Annotated in this window: 17 protein-coding genes; 10 read left to right on the top strand and 7 right to left on the bottom strand. The window is 61.4% G+C overall.

Annotated features, from left to right (window positions below; all coding sequences use genetic code 11):
* Positions 1 to 4: 4 nt before the first annotated feature.
* Complete coding sequence (locus FHT69_RS33580) at positions 5 to 787, top strand: helix-turn-helix transcriptional regulator (RefSeq protein WP_028756235.1); 783 nt, start codon at positions 5 to 7, stop codon at positions 785 to 787.
* 15 nt (positions 788 to 802) lie between these two features.
* Here FHT69_RS33580 and FHT69_RS33575 read toward each other — a convergent pair whose 3' ends face one another.
* On the bottom strand, positions 803 to 1,123 hold the full coding sequence (locus tag FHT69_RS33575; protein ID WP_183906595.1) for a hypothetical protein: 321 nt from the start codon (positions 1,121 to 1,123) through the stop codon (positions 803 to 805).
* Positions 1,124 to 1,511: 388 nt separating this feature from the next.
* Here FHT69_RS33575 and FHT69_RS33570 point away from each other — a divergent pair, with 388 nt between their 5' ends.
* From FHT69_RS33570 to FHT69_RS33550, 5 genes are read left to right on the top strand one after another with little or no spacing between them, the layout of a single operon-like run.
* The gene (locus FHT69_RS33570) at positions 1,512 to 2,534 is read left to right on the top strand and encodes a UDP-glucuronic acid decarboxylase family protein (RefSeq protein WP_028756233.1); all 1,023 of its coding nucleotides are present in this window, start codon (positions 1,512 to 1,514) and stop codon (positions 2,532 to 2,534) included.
* A gap of 1 nt (position 2,535) precedes the next feature.
* Entirely contained in the window at positions 2,536 to 3,519 is a 984-nt protein-coding gene (galE, locus tag FHT69_RS33565) for a UDP-glucose 4-epimerase GalE (protein ID WP_183906594.1), read from the top strand.
* Positions 3,516 to 5,387: a glycosyltransferase family 2 protein gene (locus tag FHT69_RS33560; RefSeq protein ID WP_183906593.1), complete on the top strand. Its 1,872-nt coding sequence runs from the start codon at positions 3,516 to 3,518 to the stop codon at positions 5,385 to 5,387. Before galE ends, FHT69_RS33560 begins: the two co-directional genes overlap by 4 nt.
* Before the next feature lie 38 nt (positions 5,388 to 5,425).
* Positions 5,426 to 5,947 carry a DUF995 domain-containing protein gene (locus FHT69_RS33555; protein ID WP_028756230.1) on the top strand — a complete coding sequence of 174 codons (522 nt, stop codon included), beginning with the start codon at positions 5,426 to 5,428 and terminating at the stop codon, positions 5,945 to 5,947.
* 3 nt (positions 5,948 to 5,950) lie between these two features.
* Positions 5,951 to 6,919: a glycoside hydrolase family 26 protein gene (locus tag FHT69_RS33550; RefSeq protein WP_183906592.1), complete on the top strand. Its 969-nt coding sequence runs from the start codon at positions 5,951 to 5,953 to the stop codon at positions 6,917 to 6,919.
* 154 nt (positions 6,920 to 7,073) lie between these two features.
* Here FHT69_RS33550 and FHT69_RS33545 read toward each other — a convergent pair whose 3' ends face one another.
* Positions 7,074 to 8,360 carry an ABC transporter substrate-binding protein gene (locus tag FHT69_RS33545; RefSeq protein ID WP_127431875.1) on the bottom strand — a complete coding sequence of 429 codons (1,287 nt, stop codon included), beginning with the start codon at positions 8,358 to 8,360 and terminating at the stop codon, positions 7,074 to 7,076.
* Between the two features lie 145 nt (positions 8,361 to 8,505).
* On the opposite strand from FHT69_RS33545, the gene FHT69_RS33540 reads away from it, so the two are divergent.
* From FHT69_RS33540 to FHT69_RS33530, 3 genes are read left to right on the top strand one after another with little or no spacing between them, the layout of a single operon-like run.
* Complete coding sequence (locus FHT69_RS33540) at positions 8,506 to 9,537, top strand: LacI family DNA-binding transcriptional regulator (RefSeq protein WP_029868038.1); 1,032 nt, start codon at positions 8,506 to 8,508, stop codon at positions 9,535 to 9,537.
* A gap of 5 nt (positions 9,538 to 9,542) precedes the next feature.
* Positions 9,543 to 11,399 (top strand): DUF2264 domain-containing protein, encoded by a 1,857-nt coding sequence (locus FHT69_RS33535; protein ID WP_183906591.1) that lies wholly within the window; start codon positions 9,543 to 9,545, stop codon positions 11,397 to 11,399.
* Positions 11,396 to 12,406 carry a hydroxyacid dehydrogenase gene (locus tag FHT69_RS33530; RefSeq protein ID WP_029733081.1) on the top strand — a complete coding sequence of 337 codons (1,011 nt, stop codon included), beginning with the start codon at positions 11,396 to 11,398 and terminating at the stop codon, positions 12,404 to 12,406. The genes FHT69_RS33535 and FHT69_RS33530 overlap by 4 nt, the downstream gene beginning before the upstream one ends.
* 35 nt (positions 12,407 to 12,441) lie before the next feature.
* Here the strand turns inward: FHT69_RS33530 and FHT69_RS33525 are convergent, their stop codons facing one another.
* From FHT69_RS33525 to FHT69_RS33505, 5 genes are all read right to left on the bottom strand, one after another.
* Positions 12,442 to 13,719: a Gfo/Idh/MocA family protein gene (locus tag FHT69_RS33525; RefSeq protein ID WP_028758435.1), complete on the bottom strand. Its 1,278-nt coding sequence runs from the start codon at positions 13,717 to 13,719 to the stop codon at positions 12,442 to 12,444.
* 42 nt (positions 13,720 to 13,761) lie between these two features.
* Positions 13,762 to 14,592, bottom strand: coding sequence for a sugar phosphate isomerase/epimerase family protein (locus tag FHT69_RS33520; protein ID WP_029733083.1), 831 nt, complete (start codon positions 14,590 to 14,592; stop codon positions 13,762 to 13,764).
* Positions 14,593 to 14,621: 29 nt separating this feature from the next.
* Positions 14,622 to 15,785 (bottom strand): dihydrodipicolinate synthase family protein, encoded by a 1,164-nt coding sequence (locus tag FHT69_RS33515; RefSeq protein WP_183906590.1) that lies wholly within the window; start codon positions 15,783 to 15,785, stop codon positions 14,622 to 14,624.
* Between the two features lie 3 nt (positions 15,786 to 15,788).
* Complete coding sequence (locus FHT69_RS33510) at positions 15,789 to 16,937, bottom strand: Gfo/Idh/MocA family protein (RefSeq protein WP_029733084.1); 1,149 nt, start codon at positions 16,935 to 16,937, stop codon at positions 15,789 to 15,791.
* Between the two features lie 131 nt (positions 16,938 to 17,068).
* Positions 17,069 to 17,746, bottom strand: coding sequence for a TetR/AcrR family transcriptional regulator (locus FHT69_RS33505; protein ID WP_127431870.1), 678 nt, complete (start codon positions 17,744 to 17,746; stop codon positions 17,069 to 17,071).
* A 251-nt stretch (positions 17,747 to 17,997) separates the two neighbouring features.
* On the opposite strand from FHT69_RS33505, the gene FHT69_RS33500 reads away from it, so the two are divergent.
* The gene (locus tag FHT69_RS33500) at positions 17,998 to 19,284 is read left to right on the top strand and encodes an ABC transporter substrate-binding protein (protein ID WP_029733086.1); all 1,287 of its coding nucleotides are present in this window, start codon (positions 17,998 to 18,000) and stop codon (positions 19,282 to 19,284) included.
* Positions 19,285 to 19,287: the final 3 nt, after the last annotated feature.

The raw sequence follows: 19,287 nt of genomic DNA, 5'->3' as shown, positions 1-19,287 counted from the left end.
GTATATGTTCATGACAGGCTCAGGAATGGAGAATGCGGACCAGGGAAGGAAGTTGGGTTCGTCCGGAAATACTATACTAGTGGTGGCCAAGGCGGATCTGTTTTCAGAGTGCATGGTAGAGGCGCTCGCAAAGAAATTTCCGAACTGTGAAGTGACAAGTATAGCGAGTACAAATCCGATGCTGGAAAAAGACACCAGCGATATAAAGCTCGTTTTATTTTACCATATACCCGCCCCGGAGCTTCATGAAGCGCTGCAGGCTGCCCGCGAAAACCACCCCGAAACCTCAATCGGGCTCGTCGTTGAAGCGATCGACATGCTCGAACCCTATGTCAGCCGGCTGGTCGAGGCACGGATCATCGATGGTGTCCTGCCGCTCAATCTCCGGCTCGATGTCTTCATGGCCGCAGTGGATCTGCTGATGAAGGGCGGCGAACATTTTCCGTCAGCGCTTCTCAATCGTCTGACCAACAAGAATGCCCAGCTGGAACCTTCGCTCTATCAGACAAAATCGGTCGATGTGGCGCGCAGCAATGCGCTCAAGCTGAGACGTGACAGCATCTCCGCTTTGACAACCCGGGAGGTTCAGATCCTGGACCTCATTTGCAAGGGGACGCAGAACAAGATCATCGCCGACAAGCTGCATCTTTCCGAAAACACCGTGAAGGTTCACGTCCGCAACATCTACAAGAAGATGAACGTCCGAAACCGCACCGAAGCGGCATCGCGCTTCTTCAATGAGCATCCCGTCGGCGAAGACGACATGTCCGGCCGGTGGCGCAATTGATCTAATGGTTTTATTTCAGATCGAAGGACGCGCAAAGCAGCGCGACTTCTGTCCGAAGCCGCTCGGAGAGCAGATATAAGGCGCTGAGCCGTGATAGGCGACGGTGCGAACCGTTGCCGCAGCCCGGCGCTCGGTCCGGCTTGCCGGATAAGCATAGGCCTTCGAGACACGCGGTGCCTCGACCACGACGACATTCTCTTTCGCGACGACGGCGATATCGTCATCGACGGCCGTACAGGCCGTCGGCCCGGTCGCTAGAAGCGCCATTCCCCAGACAAACATTGTCGAGCGAAGACGCCAGCCTTTCAGCTGCGCTACATCTTGCTTTTTCAACATGGCCAAAACCCCTCGCATATCGCGCTCCCCGATGCAAGACCGGCCGTGCGGTCAAGCGCGGCCAAGCTGCACGCCGTCCGTTCTATATTAGTTTCATTGCGTGAAGCTTAAGCAATGGATGATAGGCGTTGCGGCGGAAAAGTGTCCGGAGTGATTAATCAATTGTTACTTTGAAGAATATTTGCGTAATTATTTTGGATATCTAGAATTTTTAAAGTTGACCTTGTCGGCAATAGACTTATCATTGAAATACTAATTCAGTTATCCGAAGAATAACTCAGGAAGTTATTCAAACTTGATAGTCATAATAATGAATATCAAGGCGGATAAGGGAGATATGACGGGCATACCCAAATCAAAAGACTAAAAACATGGGAAGGAGTTTGTAATGCGTAGTTTCGTTCCCAACGACGGCTATTCTCAAGTGTCAGGCATGCCGGTGCCCCAAGGCGCGCGCACCGTCCTTGTGAATGGTGGGGCCGGCTTCCTCGGCTCTCATCTCTGCGAAAGGCTTCTGCAGCGCGGCCACAAGGTCATATGCCTTGATAATTTTTCGACCGGCCGCCGTGTGAATGTCGATCACCTTCTATCGAATAGCCGCTTCCACATCGTCGAGCACGATGTTCGCCAGCCCTTCGATATCGACGCGTCACTCATCTTCAATTTCGCCTCTCCCGCCTCTCCGCCGGATTATCAGCGGGATCCTGTGGGAACGCTGCTCACCAACGTGCTCGGTGCGGTCAACACCCTGGACTGTGCGCGAAAGACCGGTGCGATTGTCGTTCAGTCGTCGACGTCGGAGGTCTATGGCGACCCGACCCACAGCCCGCAGCACGAATCCTATTGCGGCAACGTCAACCCGATCGGGCCGCGCGGCTGCTACGACGAAGGCAAGCGCAGTGCCGAAACCCTGTTCTTCGACTATCACAGGACTTACGGCGTCGACATCAAGGTTGGCCGCATCTTCAACACCTACGGGCCACGCATGCGCCTGGACGACGGGCGGGTTGTTTCCAATTTCATCGTGCAGGCCCTGCGCAATGCCGACCTGACGATCTATGGCGATGGCGAGCAGACCCGTTCTTTCTGCTATGTCGATGATCTTATCGAGGGTTTCCTGCGTTTTTCGGCTGCCGGCAGCGCCTGCAACGGTCCGATCAACCTCGGCAACCCGACCGAAATCACCGTTCGCCGCCTGGCGGAAATCATTCGGGACCTGACGAATTCCCGTTCGCGGATCGTCCACCTGCCTGCGGTCGCCGACGACCCTCGTCAGCGGCGGCCGGATATTTCCCGGGCCATGGCAGAGCTGGACTGGCAGCCCCGCATCGGGCTCGAAACCGGTCTGGCTCGCAGCGTCGACTATTTCGACGGACTGCTGGCGGGCACAGAGAAGGCGGAGATCGTATGAGATGCCCCGCTACATTCTGGTTACCGGCGGTGCCGGTTTCATAGGCAGTCATATCTGCAAAGCGCTGTCGCGCGCCGGCATGACCCCGGTTACCTACGACAATCTGTCGACGGGACATGCCGACAGTGTCCGCTGGGGCCCCCTCATTCGGGGCGAGCTTGCCGACGCCGCCATGCTGCGCCGGACTCTCGCAGAGTTTTCGCCCGATTGCGTTATCCATTGCGGCGCCAATGCCTATGTCGGCGAATCCGTCGACATGCCGAGGAAATATTACCGCAACAACGTCGTCGGCAGTCTGACGCTGCTCGAGGCGTGCCTCGACCAGGATATCGACCGGATCGTCTTTTCGAGCAGCTGCGCCACCTATGGCGTTCCCGACTCCTTGCCGATACGAGAGGAAAGCCCGCGGTTACCGGTCAATCCCTATGGGCGCACCAAGCTGATCTTCGAGATGGCCCTCGAGGATTTTGCCGCTGCCTATGGCATCCGCTTTGCCGCGCTGCGCTATTTCAATGCGGCCGGAGCCGATCCGGACGGTGAGCTTGCCGAGCGCCACGACCCCGAAACCCATCTCATTCCTCGCGCCCTTCTCGCCGCCGCCGGCAGGCTGGAGCGGCTCGATATTTTCGGCACCGATTATGCGACCGAGGACGGAACCTGTGTTCGCGACTATATTCATGTCAGCGATCTGGCGCAGGCGCATCTCGCCGCCGTCAACCACCTGATGGCGGACGGCGGCTCGCTCAGCGTCAATCTCGGCTCCGGCCGGGGCACCTCGGTGCGCGAGATTCTCGAAGCGATCCGTCGCGCGAGCGGCCGCGAAGTTCCCGTCCGTTATCGCTCCCGCCGCATCGGCGATCCGCCGATCCTCTTTGCCAACACGGCAAGGGCAAAGGCGGAACTCGGCTTCGTGCCGGTTTTCTCGGATATCGATACGATCATCCGCACCGCCGGTCCCACCTTCGGACTGGAGATGACCGCATGAGCGACGCTTCGCAAGTTGGCCACGGCGTCGGCATGGCGAAAGCCGCCACCGCGGCCGATGCATTCGATCCTGTTTTCACCGGCTGGAACCGCGTCGCCTATGGCTTCGGCATCCTCTGCTGGCTGGCGTCGCTCGGCTATTTCTGGATCTGGTGGTGCCAGTCCGCCCATATCATTTCCTGGGCGGCTTTCGTGCTCATCACCCTCGTGCTTGCCTGGATTACGCTGGTGCCGGCCTATTTCATCCTGATCTTCCTCGATGCGAGGACGATCAGCCCGCACGCACGGCTGCCGGAAGGGCGGGTGGCAATGGTCGTCACCAAGGCGCCGTCCGAGCCCTTTGCCGTCGTCCGCGCCACGCTGCAGGCGATGCTCGACCAGGTTGGCGTCGATTTCGATGTCTGGCTGGCCGACGAGGACCCTTCGGAGGAAACCAGGCGCTGGTGTGCGGCGCACGGCGTGCTGATCTCCACCCGAAAGGGCGTGGCGGAGTATCATCGCACCATCTGGCCGCGTCGCACACGTTGCAAGGAAGGCAACCTTGCCTATTTCTACGACCACTTCGGCTATGAGCGCTACGATTTCGTCGCCCAGTTCGATGCCGACCATGTACCGACGCCGACCTATCTCCGTGAAATCCTGTGCCCCTTCACCGATCCTGAGGTCGGTTATGTCTCGGCTCCCAGCATCTGCGATGCCAACGCCGGGGCAAGCTGGGCGGCGCGCGGCAGGCTCTATGCGGAGGCAAGCCTGCATGGTTCGCTGCAGACCGGTTACAACAATGGCTGGGCGCCTCTTTGCATCGGCTCCCACTATGCGGTTCGCACATCAGCCCTTCGTCAGATCGGCGGCCTCGGTCCCGAACTTGCCGAAGACCATTCGACGACGCTGATGATGAATGCCGGCGGTTGGCGCGGCGTGCATGCCGTCGATGCGATCGCCCATGGCGACGGCCCGGCAAACTTCGCCGATCTCGTCGTCCAGGAATTCCAGTGGTCGCGCAGCCTCGTCACCATTCTGCTGCAACATTCCCGCCACCATGTCATGCACCTGCCCTGGCGGCTGCGGTTCCAGTTCGTGTTCTCGCAGCTGTGGTATCCGCTCTTTTCCGCCTTTATGGCCGTAATGTTCCTGCTGCCGGTTGCCGCGCTTCTGACGGGCCATGTCTTCGTCAATGTGACCTATCCGGAATTCCTGCTGCATTTCGTGCCGATCTCGATCGTGCTGACGCTGTTTGCCTTCTTCTGGTGGGCCACGGCGACCTTCCGGCCCTATGATGCGAAACTGTTCGGCTGGGAAGGGCTTGCCTTCATATTCCTGCGCTGGCCATGGTCGCTGGCCGGCAGCCTGGCGGCCGTTCGCGATCATATCTGCGGCTCCTTCGTCGATTTTCGCATCACGCCGAAGGGAAGGCAGCAGCAGCAGTTGCTGCCGCTGCGCGTCATCGCACCCTATATCGCGTTCGCCGGGATGTGCGCTGTCGCGATGGTGCTCGCCAGTGAGGCCGCTGCCGCTCAGGGCTTCTATATTTTCGCGGCGATGAATCTTTCGATCTATCTGTCACTGACGGTGCTGATCGTCATTCGCCACGCAATCGAGAACGATCTGCCATTACGGCCGCAATCACGCGGGCTGTGGCTTGCGACGGCCATGGGGTTTGCGATCTGCATCACCGGCGGCATGCAAGCGGGTACCCATGGTCTGCACAGCCTCGAGGCCCTTTCCCACGGCCAGACGCTCGTCAGTTTTACCCAATCGCAATTTGCCGTGGCCGGGGCCGGCCTCGGCGGCGGCAAGACCAGGATAGTGAAATTCCACTTGAGATGGAATGGTTTCGGCAGAACCGACCGAGACGAACGTGGTGTGTAAGCCGGCGGAACCGGCAAGTGTCGAGTATGGAGGATGTAATGAGTATCGGATCGAGACTATGGGGAGCAGCGCTTGCTCTCAGCCTGTGTCTGCCGGTGGCGGCGCACGGCGCCGAGATCGCCAAAACGAAGGCGCCGACGCCGCTGAGCGCCTATGAGCTCTATCGGATCTACGGCGACAAGACCTGGACCTGGAATACCGGAGGCGGCCGTTTCTTCGACGATGGTCGGCGGTTCGTCGCCTGGAGCAACGACAAGGGGAAACCGTCTTTCGCCGAAGGCAAATGGGTGGTCGACGATCTCGGCCAGCTCTGCATGCGCGCTACCTGGACAAATGCCGAGGGCGCGGCCCGCGCCAGCACCTGTTTCGGGCATCGCAAGGTCGGCAACACGATCTATCAGCGGCGCCAGCCGAGCGGCGAGTGGTACGTCTTCCGCCATGCATCGGTGCGCCAGGACGATGAGTTCGGGAAGCTTGTTGCCGCCGATACCGTAAGCGCGAAGGCAAGCGAACTGAAGCAGATCCTGCTGAGCCAGGAAGTAGCCCGAAAAGGAGGGTGAGCCATGAAGAAGCTAATGAAAAACCACCTCTCGACCGCCGCGATGGCGCTGCTGTTATTGTGTGTCGCGGATCTGCCGAGCCGAAGCGAGGTGCAATATGCCGGCATTGTCCCGAACCCGGCGGCGGCCGTGCGGACGATCATCGACAAACGCCCCGTCCTTCATGCCGACGGCATCAAGTTCGGGGCCTATGATCCGCACGGCGATTTCGGCGCGCAGGCGAATGTCGCGACCGAAGCCTTGTTCCTGCCCTGGGAGGACGTCGACCTCGAAACCTTGCGCGTCGCCGACGCCTATGCGCTGGCCAGAGGCCGCAACCTGCTGATAACAGTGGAGCCCTGGTCCTGGGACGTCGATTGGCGGCTGACCTCCGCTCAGCTTCGCGCAAAGGTCCTGCGCGGCGACTACGATGTCAACATGCGTGCGATCACGCAGATGATATCCCAGCTGAAAAGCCCGGTGATTGTCCGCTGGGGGCAGGAGATGGAAGACAAGTCGGGGCGGTTCTCATGGTCCGGCTGGAGCCCGCAGGACTATATCACGGCCTACAAGCGGATGATGGATATCGTCCGCGAGGAGGCGCCCGGCACACAGATCATGTGGTCGCCGAAGGGACTGCCCGGCCTCGAGGCCTATTATCCCGGCGACGATTATGTCGACCTCGTCGGACTCTCGGTCTTCGGCCTGCAGCGCTATGACGAGCTTGCCCACAATGAGCACCGCACGTTCTCGGAAGCGTTGAAGCAGGGCTATGATCTCGTCGCCGGCTACGGCAAGCCCATCTGGGTGGCGGAACTCGGTTATCAAGGTGGCGACGCCTATATGAAGCCGTGGATCGAAACTGCCACGTTGAAGCAGAGCGCCTTCCCGAATCTGCAGGAGGTGGTCTATTTCAACGATCGGGATGTGCACGCCTGGCCCTTCGATCTCGGCCGGCCGGATTGGCGCGTGGTTGAAAGCCTGGGCAACTGACACCACGCAATTCCAGCAAAAGTGTGTAGCGGTTTTGCGTCCGGAATTGCGTGAAAAAAACTATAGCATTTCTGTGAAAACGGAAATTCTCTAGCATAAAACAGAAAGGCCCGCCGGGGTTTTGCGGGCCTCTCCTCTCATATCCGGCAACAGATCAGCCTTTGATCGTTGCCTTACCCTCTTCGATGAGCCGGGTTGCCGCGTCGGCGGGCGAGACCCGTTCGAAGGCGAGTTCGTCACAGATGGGGCGAAGCACCCGCTGGTCGAATTGGGTTGCGCCCATCGGCACCGGCGGCGGATATTCGCCAACCTGATCCTTGAGCAGGTTTACGTACTTGACCGTTTCCTGCTCCGTCGGGTTGAGTTGCGGCAGGATGGCTTCGCGCACTGTCGTTGACATGGGCACACCGCGTTCCACACCGAGAATCTTGCCGGCTTCGGGATCGTTGACGAAGAAGCTGATGAACTTCGCGGCGGCTTCGCCCTGTTTGCTCGTCGCGCCCACACTCCAGATCAGTGCCGGACGGTAATAATGGCCGGATGGACCGCCCTTCTTTTCGCGCGGCAGCATGGTGATGCCGAGCTTGTTCTTGATGATCAACTGATAGCCGATCATCTGGTTGGAATAGGCCATGCCGATCACCGATTTGCCGAGACCGAGGCAATTGGTATCGATGGTATTCTGATCGAGCGTCTGCACGTCGGCAGCAACGGTGCCGCCCGCCTTGCGCAGCTTCTCCCAGTAGTCGAACCATTCCCTGGCATCGTCGGCCGTGAAGCCGAGCCCAGCGCTTTCCCTGGCAAAGAGGCTTTTGCCGCGCTGGCGCAGCCAGGCGTCGAATACATAGGCGTAGCGCGCCGCATAGGGGCCGCCGCCCTTGCCCGAGGACTTGGCGAGTTCTACGGCGAGCTTGGCATACTCATCCCAGGTGAGGTCGGCCGTCGGCAGCGGGATGCCTGCCTTCTCGAATTCGACCGTGTCGAAGAACATCGAGAAGGAGTTGAGACCGAGGCCGACACCATAGAGCTTGCCGTCGATGGTGGTCAGCTTCAGCATGTCGGCGCCGAAGCTGTCGACCTTCAGCGTCGAGGGGACGAATTCATCGAGCGGCAGGCAGGCGCCGCGCTTAGAATAGTCGGAAATCGTTCCCGGCTCGAGCTGAAAAATGTCGGCGATCGAGCGGCCGGCCATCTGCGTTGCGAGCTTCGTCCAGTAACCGTCGCCCGAAAGCGATTCACCAACAATGGTGACGCCGGGCGTCTTGGATTGATAGAGCTTGGCGACATCGAGCGTGCGCTTGGCGCGGTCGTTGGAACCCCACCACATGGCCCTGAGCTGCGCGTCTTCGGCAAAGGCCGGAATGGCGCTTCCGGCGCCGAAGGCGAGGCCGGCGGCCGCACCGGCTGAACCCATCAGGAATGAACGGCGATTGACCTGCATGATATCCTCCTTGTCCCAATATGCCCCGCTGCCATCCTCCAATGGCCTGTCGGGGCATTTCGGCAAACAGGGTACGCAAAAAAATATTTATTGCAAGAAGTAATCATTTTCTTGCAAATTTGCATAACTTGCATAATGTTTGCCTATGAACGACCAAAAGATCAGACGGCCGCGTCAGGCCGATATAGCCACATTGGCCGGCGTCTCCGTCTCCACGGTGTCGCGCGTGCTTGCCAACGAACCTGGTATCAGCGAAACCGTTCGCCGCCAGATCTTGAAGGTGGCGGCCGAGCACGGCTATCCGGTCAAGCCGGCTTCCGAAGCCGTTGCCGGGGGGCTGGCGCTGATTGCCAGCGACGGCGTCACGGGCGGTCTCAGCGTTTTCTATGAAGCGATCGTCGACGGCTTGCGTGCCGGAGCCGTCGACGCAGGCATGCCGTTCGAGGTCCGGCTGGTCCGGGAGGATCGCACCACGCCGGATGCCGTGCGCGACCATATGCAGGCGGCAGGCGCCGAAGGTCTCTTCCTCGTCGGCATCGATCCGAACGAGATGTTGCGCGGCTGGCTGCAAGCCGGCATGACGCCGACCGTTCTTGTCAACGGCACCGATCCCAGGATGCAGTTCGATGGCGTTTCGCCGGCTAATTTCTTTGGAGCCTATGAGGCGACCAGCCGGTTGACCAAGGCCGGCCATCGCCGCATCCTGCATCTGAGCGGCTCCCACCGCCATACGATCCGGGAGCGCGTGCGCGGTTTCGAGGCGGCGATCGCCGCCGTCCCCGGTGCCGAGGGCCGTTTTGTGTCCATGACGCTGCAGGGCAGCGCCAGCCGCGAGGCCCATGAACACACGGCTGCGATCCTTGCCGAAAATGCCGGTTTCACCGCCGCCTTCTGCATGAATGATTTCATCGCCGTCGGCGTGCTCGAGGCGGTCACCGAAGCCGGTCTGCGCGTGCCGGAAGATTTCGCGATCGTCGGCTTCGATGATCTGCCCTGCGCGCTGATGACCAATCCGCAGCTTTCCACCATGCGCGTCGACCGCGCCGCCCTCGGGCGCGAGGCCGTTTCGCTGATGCTGTCCCGTTTCCGCGACAGGACGGCACCGGCGCGCCACATCTGCCAGGCAGTCGTTCCCGTTCCGGGAGGGACCGTTGTGAACGTCGAACCCCGTGAGTGACGCCGATGACCTATGATCCCGCCAGCGCCAACCCGCTCGCAGGCAATCCGCTCGAAACCCGTGCCGATATGAGCCGCGCCCTCCTTGATCTGTTCGATCCGCTGCTTCCCTGCTTTTCGAAGGACAATGCCCGCGTCAGGTTGAGCGGCACCGCCGCCCATTTCGACCGGGCGGCGGCCGACCTCGAAGGCTTCGCCCGGCCGCTCTGGGGATTGGCGCCGCTTGGTGCCGGCAACGGCGACTTTGCCCATTGGCATCGTTTCGCCGAAGGCCTCGCAAACGGCACCGATCCCGCCCATCCCGAATATTGGGGAACGGTCAATGGCCGCGATCAGCGGATGGTCGAGCTTGCCGCTCTCGGTTTTGCCCTGGCGCTGGTACCGGAAAAGATCTGGGAACCGCTCGATGCGCGTGCCCGCGGCAATGTGATCGCCTATCTCAAGCATGTCAGGCAGTTCGACTATGCCGACAACAACTGGAAATTCTTCCGGATTTTCGTCGACATCGCGCTCGATCGTCTCGGCGCCGATTTCGACCGCAGCCTGACGCGGCAATATCTGCAGGAACTCGAAGGCTTCTATATCGGCGACGGCTGGTATCGCGACGGCAACGTGCGCCGCATCGACCATTACATTCCCTTTGCCATGCATTTCTATGGCCTGATCTATTCGAAGCTCGTCGACGACGATTATGCAAAGCGCTATCGCGAGCGCGCGATCCTTTTTGCCCGGGATTTCCGGCATTGGTTCGCCGCTGACGGGGCGACGATCCCCTTCGGCCGCAGTCTGACCTATCGCTTCGCCTGCGCCGGCTTCTGGTCGGCGCTTGCCTTTGCCGATGTCGAAGCCCTGCCCTGGGGTGAGGTCAAGCATCTCTGCCTGCAGCACCTGCGCTGGTGGAAGGACAAGCCGATTGCCGATCGCGACGGCGTGCTGTCGATCGGTTTCGGCTATCCAAACCTGCTGATGTCGGAAAGCTACAATTCCGCCGGTTCGCCCTATTGGGCCTTCAAGGCCTTCCTGCCGCTGGCGATCGCGGAGGATCATCCGTTCTGGACCGCGACGGAAAAAGCGCCGGAGCAGGCGCCCGAGGTCGTTCCCCAGCGTCATCCCGGCATGGTGATCATGCGGGCGGGCGGCGATGTCGTGGCGCTGTCCTCCGGCCAGGAAAACCTGCAGATGCGGTTCGGCACGGAAAAATACGCCAAGTTCGCCTATTCCGCCCGCTACGGCTTCAGCGTCGAGGCCGATGAACGTGCCTTTGCGCTCGCCGCCTTCGACTCGATGCTGGCCTTCAGCGATGACGGCCTGCACTACCGGGTGCGCGAAACGAACGAGGAGGCCAGGCTCGCAGGCGACGTGCTTTTTGCGAAATGGTCGCCTTTCCCGGATGTCGGCGTCGAAACCTGGCTCGTGCCCGCAGTACCTTGGCATATCCGCCTCCACCGGGTGAGGACAAGCCGGCCGCTGCGGATTGCCGAAGGCGGATTTGCCATCGGTCGCCGGGATTTCGAGCTGGATAGGCTGTCCGCCTCGAATGGGGTTGCCTATGCAATCGGCGAGGCCGATTTCACCGGCATTCTCGATCTCGGCTCTTCGGTGAAACGGTCCGGGCTCGTCCAGAAGGCAATGCCCAACACCAATGTGATCGTTGCGAAAACCCTCGTGCCGCAGCTGCGCGGCCAGATTCCGGCCGGCGAAACCATCCTGGTGACGGCGGTGCTGGGGCTTGACAATCCCGCTGCCGTTTCGTCTGCCTGGACAAGACCGCCGAAAGCGCCTGACATTACGGCGCTGGGGGCCGTGGTGAGGGAAAGGGGCGTGACGGTGAGCGCCATCGAAGCGCCGGGGCAGATGCCATGAGCCATCCGGCGATTGTCCTTGCCATGCAGCCGTCGCGCACCGAGCATGTCTTGCCGGATGAGGTTCTGCGCCGGCTGGACGGCATCGGCCGCCTGCTGGACGCTAAACCGCTGCAGCGTTTCGACGACGAGCGTGCGAGGCGTCTGCTGGCCCAGGCCGAAATCCTGATCACCGGCTGGGGCGGACCCTATGCCGGGACCGAAATGCTTACCGCGGCGCCGCACCTCAAGCTCATCGTTCATGCTGCGGGCACGGTCAAGGGCGTCATCGACGACGCCATCTTCGCGGCCGGTATCCCGGTCAGCCATGCGGCCGAGGCCAACGCCGTGCCGGTTGCCGAATTCACGCTTGCCGCGATCATCTTCGCCGGCAAGCGGGTCTTCCGTTTCCGCGATCTCTATGTCGCCGATCGCAACCGCGACCGGACCCATTCGATGCAGCGTCAGGCGATCGGAAATTACCGCCGCACCGTCGGCATCGTCGGCGCTTCGCGCATCGGTCGGCGCGTCATCGAGCTGTTGAAACCCTTCGACTACAGGCTGCTGCTCTCCGATCCCACGCTCGATGCCGCCGAGGCGGCCTGCCTCGGAGCGGAAAAGGTCGAGCTCGACGAATTGATGCGGCAAGCCGATATCGTTTCCCTGCATGCGCCGTCGCTGCCCTCGACGCAGCATATGATCGATGCGCGAAGGCTGTCGCTGATGAAGGACGGGGCGACACTCATCAACACGGCGCGCGGCATTCTTATCGATGAGGCCGCACTGCTCTCAGTGCTGAAGAGCGGCCGCATCGACGCGGTCATCGACGTCACCGATCCGGAGATCCCTGAGCCCGATTCTGCTTTCTACGATCTGCCGAATGTCTTTCTGACGCCGCATATTGCCGGCGCCGTCGGCCTGGAACGGGCGCGCCTCGGCGAGATGGCGGCTGACGAGGTCGAGCGCTTCGTGGCCGGTCGGCCGCTGCTCTACCAAATCCGCCGGGAGAATCTCGAAAACATCGCCTGACGCGCGCCTCGCCGAGCGAGCTTACACAGCAGGCGTCAGCGTGACGACCTCAGCGAATTCGGCGAACCGTCATTGGCAAGCTCAGGCATCAGCTCGGCGATGTCGACCACCTTGCCGGTGCGCGAGCTCGTCAGCGCGGCAATACCGCAAAGCACGGACATGGCGCCCGCCCGCGTGCCGGCGCGCTGCGCGAGCCTGTCTTCCATATCCGGCTTGAAGATCATGTTGCGCATCCGGTCGTCGCCGCCGTAATGGCCGCCGGTGAAATGCGGAACGACGATGCGCTCCACCGCCTCCTTGCCGTTCGGGAAATTACGGATCAGCAGAATCGTGTCCTGCTTCGGCTCTTCCCAGGGCTGGGCCTCGTATTGGCGAAGCTCGATCCGCCCCTTGGTGCCGTTGAAGGCCAGGTGATGGCCTTCGATCGGCTGGAAAGTGTTCAGCGAATAGGAGACGTGGACGTTGTTGCGGTAACGGAGCGACACCACCATCGTATCGGGAATGTCGATGTCCTCGCGGAAGACGCAGCCGTCGCGGAAGTAGCCGTCGATCTTCGAGGGATCCTCGTAGAGCTGGTCGAGGAAGGGATCGGCTTCAAGATCGAGATAGTAGTCGCATTCCTGCGTGTGCGGACAGAGCTTGCAGCGGGGCCCGCGGAACGGGCCCTTGCGGCCGTAATTCTGCAGGTCGGCAAACGAGGTGACGGACTCCGGATCGCTGTCGAGATACCAGTTCAGCAGATCGAAATGATGCGTTGCCTTGTGGACGAACAGGCTGCCGGAATTTTCCGTATAGGCGTGCCAGCGACGGAAGTAGTCGGCGCCGTGCTTGGTGTTGAGATACCAGTGGAAGTCGACTGAGGTCACCCGGCCGATCTCGCCGGCGTTCAGCAGTTCCTTGATCTTGGCGGCCGTCGGCGCATAGCGATAATTGAAGGAGACGTCGACCCGGCGGCCGGTGCGCTTTTCTGCGTCGAGAATCCGGCGAATTTTCTCGATCGAGGTGGTCATCGGCTTTTCGGTGATGACATCGATGCCGGACTCCAGCGCCCGCACAATGATATCGTCATGCGTATGGTCGGGCGTGCAGACGATGACCAGATCCGGCTTCTGCTCGACGAGCATGGAATCGATATTGTCATAGAGCGGCGCGTTGCTGCCGATCATGTTGCGGGCGCGCTCGCCGCGCAGCGAATTCTTCTCGACGATGGCTGTGAGGTCGACATGTTCGCGCCAGCCGGCCAGCAGATCCTTGCCCCACATGGTGGTGCCGCGGTTCCCGGTGCCGATCAGGGCAAAACGGCGTTTCTCCATCGAATGATCCTCCTGCATGCGTGATGAAACAAATATTGAAAATCAGATCTGGCAGCAGCTCCGGAAGCGTTCGACGCAGGTGGCGATCACCTCGTCGGCCGGGCGTTTCCACCAGGTCTCGGCCGAGAAGATCTCCACCTCCTGCGCGCCGAAGAAGCCGGCGGCCTCGATCATTCGTCTTATGCCTTTGAGGTCGATCACGCCATCGCCCATCATGCCGCGGTCGAGCAGCATATCCCGGGTCGGCACCAGCCAGTCGCAGATGTGATGGGCAAAGATGCGTTTCATGCGGCCCGCTCGAGCAATCTGGTTGGCAAGATCGGGGTCCCACCAGACATGGTAGACATCGATCGCCACCCCGACATCCTCGCCAAGCGGCTCGCACATGTCGAGCGCCTGACCGAGCGTGTTCACGCAGGCGCGGTCGGCGGCATACATCGGATGCAGCGGTTCGATCGCGAGCTTCATGCCGGCCGCCTGCGCATGCGGCAGCACGGCGGCAATGCCGTCGAACACCATCTGACGGGCCGCAACGATATCCTTCGAACTGCCCGGCAGGCCGCCGACGACGAGCACGAGGCAGTCGGCTGAAAATGCGGCCGCCTCGTCGATGGCGCGCCTGTTGTCGTCGAGATTTTTCTGCCAGTCGGCATTATTTGCCGCCGGGAAGAAACCGCCGCGGCAAAGCCCGGTCAGCTTGATGCCGTTCGATTTGACGATGCGCACCGCCTCGTCAAGACCGACCTTGGCGACCTGATCGCGCCAGGGCGCGATCGAGGTGATGCCGTGTTTCAGGCAGATGTCGACGGCTTCGGCAAAGCCACATTGCTCGCGGATCGTCGCCAGATTGATCGAAAGTCCTTCGACCTGCATGTCATTCTCCTCCCAGCCGGTGTCCCGCTTCAGTTGACGCCGTGGACGGCGAGCACCTGGCGCATGCGGCTTGCGGCGAGTTCGGGGTCGGCCAGCACCCGCGCTTTGTCGGCGAGACGGAAAAGCTCCGCCAGGTGCGCCAGCGAGCGAGTGCTCTGCTGTCCGCCGACCATGACGAAATGATCCTGCAGACCGTTGAGATAGGCGAGGAAGACGACGCCGGTCTTGTAGAAGCGCGTCGGCGCCTTGAAGATGTGGCGCGACAGCGGTACGGTCGGCTCCAGCAGATCGAAGAATTCATGGTTGCTCTTGCGGCCGAGCGCTTCGAGGGCCGCCGAAGCTGCCGGCGCGATCGCATCGAAAATACCGAGCAGCGCGTCGGAATGGCCCGCTTCGTCGCCGGCGATCAGTTCGGCATAGTTGAAATCGTCGCCTGTATACATGCGCACGCCCTTCGGCAGTTGGCGGCGCATCGCCACTTCCTTCTCCTTGGAGAGCAGCGAGATCTTGATGCCGTCGACCTTGTCGGCATGGGCCCTAATCACCTCGAGGCAGGTCTCCATGGCTTTCAGATGGTCGCCATTGCCCCAATACCCCTCGAGCGCCGGATCGAACATTTCGCCGAGCCAATGGATGATGACAGGGTCTTTCACCTGGCGGAGGATGCGGTCGTAGACGCTGACATAGTCGTCCGGCCCCTTGGCGGCGGCGGCAAGTGCCCGGCTCGCCATCAGGATGATGCGGCCGCCGGCCGCCTCCACCGTTTCGATCTGCTCCTCATAGGCCCTGAGAATAGTGTCGACGGTGACGTCGGGGCCAGGCGTCAGATGATCGGTGCCGGCCCCGCAGGCAATCATCGCATCCTTGCGCCCGGCCGCTTCATCAAGCGCCCGGCGGATCAGCTCGCGCGCTTCCGGCCAGCCGAGGCCCATGCCGCGCTGCGCCGTATCCATCGCCTCGGCAACGCCGAGGCCGAGATCCCAGAGCCGGTGGCGGAAGGCAAGCGTCCGCTCCCAGTCGATCGCCGGCGTCAGCCACGGATCGTTGTCGGCAAGCGGATCGGCAACGACATGAGCGGCGGCAAAGGCGATGCGCGGAAAGGCCTTGGCGTCGCGCTTGGCGACCGCGATCGGCGTGCCGGTCAGCGTATAGGGGACGATCTTGCCGTCGAGGGGGAGATTGATCGTCGTCACGGTTCAGAGCTCCAGTGCGGGAACGTCGAGCCAGCGGCGTTCGGCCCAGGATTTCAGGCCGAGCTCGGCGAGCTGCACGCCCTTGGCGCCAGCTTCCAGGCCATAGGGCCACGGCGCATCTTCGACGACATGGCGGATGAACATTTCCCACTGCGCCTTGAAGCCGTTGTCGAAGGCCTGGGTGTCCGGAACCTCGTCCCAGGTCTTGTAGAAGTCGATCGTCTGCGGTTGATCCGGGTTCCAGACCGGCTTCGGCGTGTTGACGCGGTGTTGGCTCCAGCATTTCGTCAGGCCGGCGACGGCCGAACCATGGGTGCCGTCGACCTGGAAGGTGACGAGATCGTCACGACGGACGCGCACCGCCCAGGAGGAATTGATCTGCGCGATCGCGCCGCCCTCGAGCTCGAAGGTCGCATAGGCCGCATCATCCGTATCGCAATCATAGGGCTTGCCCTGTTCGTCGATGCGGCGCGGAATATGCGTCGCGCCAAGACAGGAGACGGCCTTCACTTCGCCGAACAGATTGTCGAGCACGTAACGCCAGTGGCAGAGCATGTCGAGAATGATGCCGCCGCCGTCGCCCTTGCGGTAGTTCCAGGACGGACGCTGGGCGGGCACGCCCCAATCGCCTTCGAAGACCCAGTAGCCGAATTCGCCGCGCACCGAGAGGATCTTGCCGAAGAAGCCGGAATCCCTGAGCAGCGCCAGCTTGCGCAGGCCGGGCAGGAAAAGCTTGTCCTGCACGACGCCGTGCTTGAGGCCCGAGCGGCGCGCCTTGCGGGCAAGGTCGACCGCCACTTGCAGGTCGTCGGAGATCGGCTTTTCGCAATACACGTGCTTGCCGGCATCGAGCGCCTTGGACAGCAGCTCGGCGCGCATCAACGTCGTGCCGGCGTCGAAGAAGATCGTGTCGTCGGGATTGGCGAGCGCGGCGTCGAGATCGGTCGACCAGCGCTTGATGCCGTGCTTCTTCGCCAGCTCTTCCATCTTGGCGCCGTTGCGGCCGACGATGATCGGGTCGATCTCGAGTTTCTCGCCCGATTTCAATGTGATGCCGCCCTGGTCGCGGAAGGCGAGAATCGAGCGCACCAGGTGCTGATTGTAACCCATGCGGCCGGTGACGCCGTGCAAGATGATCCCCAAGCGTGCCATTTTATCCTCCCAGCAATCTTTTGCGGCGGGAGCGGGCATCGTCGCCCGGCCCTCCCGAGCCGGTAACTAAACAGTTACTTGATGGCAGAAGAGCGGCGCGGCTGTCAAGCGTCAAATCCGATTTTTGAAATTCAGCGCTTGATCGAGGCGAGCGTGACGTGGACGATATGCCTTTCCCAGGCATTGAGATGAGTCGGCTCGATCAGGTCGCGGCCGAAGATCGTCGAAAGCGTGTACTGGTTCGACAGGTAGAAATAACCGAGTGAGGCGATTGTCAGGTAGACATGCAGGGGATCGGCGGTTTCGATGAAGACACCCTGTTTCTTTCCCTGCTCGAGCACTTGAGAAAGCTCGCCGATCAGATGCGAATGCAGTTCCTTGAGCCGGACGGACTGGCGCAGCCAGCGGGCGCGATGCAGATTTTCTGTGCCGAGCAGGCTGAGGAATTCCGGGTGCTGGAGAAAATAACGCCAGGTGAACAACGCCAGTTCGCCGATGCCCTCCTCCGGGCTGCGGTCGCCGATATGAAGCGCGCGCTCGGCGGTACGGATGCCGACATAAGCTTCTTCGAGCACGCGGAGATAGAGCTGCTCCTTGTCGCCGAAATAATGATAGAGCATGCGCTTGTTGGTGCCGGCGCGTTCGGCGATTGCGTCGACGCGGGCCCCGCCCATGCCGTTTTCGGCGAATTCCCGGGTTGCCGCCTCAAGGATCGCGGCGCGCGTCCGCTCCGGATCGCGCTGCGTCGTCCGTTCCTGAGGTGGGCGTCGAGACCTTTTCTTCTCCCCATTCTCCCCGCTGTCGTTCATCGCTCCACCTCCGTCTCGCATGTTGCGCTCATAAGCCTTCGGTGCGAAATTGTAAAAACCGAATTTGCAGGGCTCAAACAGCCGGAGCACGATGTCGCCCGAAACCGCTCACACTTTTCGGCACCACGCTCTGGCCGACACCGCTTGACACACTTGCCGCTTTGCTCGTAGCTTGTAACCAATTAGTTATTTATGCAAGGGTAACTAGTTTCGGAAGCGTGTGGAGGCGCTTCCCTTTGGAGGAGGAAAAAATGACCCTACGTGTAAGCAGACGTAATTTCGTTGCGGGAGGGGCCACGCTCCTTTCGCTCTCGGCGCTTGGAACCAGCGCTTTGGCACAGGAAAAGCGCTTGCGTCTCCTGTGGTGGGGCTCGCAGCCGCGCGCAGATCGTACCAACAAGGTATCGCAGCTCTATCAGTCTAAGAATTCGGGCACGTCGATCACCGGCGAATTCCTCGGCTGGGGCGATTACTGGCCGCGCCTTGCGACCCAGGTCGCCGGTCGCAACGCGCCCGACGTGATCCAGATGGATTACCGCTATATCGTTCAGTATGCCCGGCGCGGCGCGCTTGCCCCGCTCGAATCCTATATGCCGGCCAAGCTCAACCTCGACGATTTCGACAAGGCGCAGATCGAAGGCGGCAGCGTCGACGGCCATCTCTATGGCGTCAGCCTCGGCGCGAATTCGGCCGCCACGGTCCTGAACACCACCGCCTTCAAGGAAGCCGGCGTCGATCTGCCGACGCAGGCGACCACTTGGGAAGAGTTCGCCCGCATGGGTGCGGAGATCACCAAGGCCGGTAAACGCAAGGGCATGTTTGGCATGGCCGACGGCAGCGGCGGTGAACCGCTGTTCGAAAACTGGCTGCGCCAGCGCGGCAAGGCGCTTTATACCGCCGACGGCAAGATCGCCTTCGGCGTGGACGACGCCTCGGAATGGTACGACATGTGGGCCAAGTTCCGTGAGGCCGGCGCCTGCGTTCCCGCCGATGTCCAGGCTCTCGACAAGAACGATATCGACACCAACACGGTCTCGCTCGGCAAGTCGGCTGCCGGTTTTGCCCATTCCAACCAGTTCGTCGCCTATCAGGCAATGAACAAGGACAAGCTGGCGCTGACCAACTATATGCGGATCAAGGCGGATTCGAAGGGTGGCCATTATCGCAAGCCTTCGATGTTCTTCTCGGTCTCGGCCCAGTCGCAAGCGGTCGACCTGGCCGTGGACTACGTCAATTTCTTCGTCAAGAACCCCGAGGCAGCGGTCCTCCTGGATGTCGAACGCGGCATTCCGGAATCGAGCGCCATGCGCGAGGTCGTCGCGGCGAAGCTCGATGAGAACGGCAAGGTTCCGCTGGAATATGTCAGCGGCCTTGGCGATCTCGCCGGCAAATTGCCGCCGCCGCCGCCCGCCGGCGCCGGTGAAGGCGAACTGATGCTGCGTAACATCGCCGAGCAGGTGGCCTTCGGACAGCTATCTCCTGCCGATGGCGGCAAACAGCTTGTCACCGAAATCACGCAGATTCTCGCACGAGGCTGATCC

Origin of the sequence: Rhizobium sp. BK008, assembly GCF_014197345.1 — a bacterium.
Taxonomy (GTDB): Bacteria; Pseudomonadota; Alphaproteobacteria; order Rhizobiales; family Rhizobiaceae; genus Rhizobium; species Rhizobium anhuiense.
The sequence above is the reverse complement of the archived record's forward strand: the minus strand, read 5'-3'. Positions and strand labels throughout refer to the sequence as shown.

Coding starts and splice junctions, on each gene's coding strand:
- FHT69_RS33555 (WP_028756230.1), top strand. CDS start 5,426: ATGAGTATCGGATCGAGACTATGGGGAGCAGCGCTTGCTCTCAGCCTG.
- FHT69_RS33540 (WP_029868038.1), top strand. CDS start 8,506: ATGAACGACCAAAAGATCAGACGGCCGCGTCAGGCCGATATAGCCACA.
- FHT69_RS33550 (WP_183906592.1), top strand. CDS start 5,951: ATGAAGAAGCTAATGAAAAACCACCTCTCGACCGCCGCGATGGCGCTG.
- FHT69_RS33510 (WP_029733084.1), bottom strand. CDS start 16,937: ATGGCACGCTTGGGGATCATCTTGCACGGCGTCACCGGCCGCATGGGT.
- FHT69_RS33525 (WP_028758435.1), bottom strand. CDS start 13,719: ATGGAGAAACGCCGTTTTGCCCTGATCGGCACCGGGAACCGCGGCACC.
- FHT69_RS33580 (WP_028756235.1), top strand. CDS start 5: ATGTTCATGACAGGCTCAGGAATGGAGAATGCGGACCAGGGAAGGAAG.
- FHT69_RS33575 (WP_183906595.1), bottom strand. CDS start 1,123: ATGTTGAAAAAGCAAGATGTAGCGCAGCTGAAAGGCTGGCGTCTTCGC.
- FHT69_RS33530 (WP_029733081.1), top strand. CDS start 11,396: ATGAGCCATCCGGCGATTGTCCTTGCCATGCAGCCGTCGCGCACCGAG.
- FHT69_RS33520 (WP_029733083.1), bottom strand. CDS start 14,592: ATGCAGGTCGAAGGACTTTCGATCAATCTGGCGACGATCCGCGAGCAA.
- FHT69_RS33500 (WP_029733086.1), top strand. CDS start 17,998: ATGACCCTACGTGTAAGCAGACGTAATTTCGTTGCGGGAGGGGCCACG.
- galE (WP_183906594.1), top strand. CDS start 2,536: ATGCCCCGCTACATTCTGGTTACCGGCGGTGCCGGTTTCATAGGCAGT.
- FHT69_RS33570 (WP_028756233.1), top strand. CDS start 1,512: ATGCGTAGTTTCGTTCCCAACGACGGCTATTCTCAAGTGTCAGGCATG.
- FHT69_RS33535 (WP_183906591.1), top strand. CDS start 9,543: ATGACCTATGATCCCGCCAGCGCCAACCCGCTCGCAGGCAATCCGCTC.
- FHT69_RS33545 (WP_127431875.1), bottom strand. CDS start 8,360: ATGCAGGTCAATCGCCGTTCATTCCTGATGGGTTCAGCCGGTGCGGCC.
- FHT69_RS33505 (WP_127431870.1), bottom strand. CDS start 17,746: ATGAACGACAGCGGGGAGAATGGGGAGAAGAAAAGGTCTCGACGCCCA.
- FHT69_RS33560 (WP_183906593.1), top strand. CDS start 3,516: ATGAGCGACGCTTCGCAAGTTGGCCACGGCGTCGGCATGGCGAAAGCC.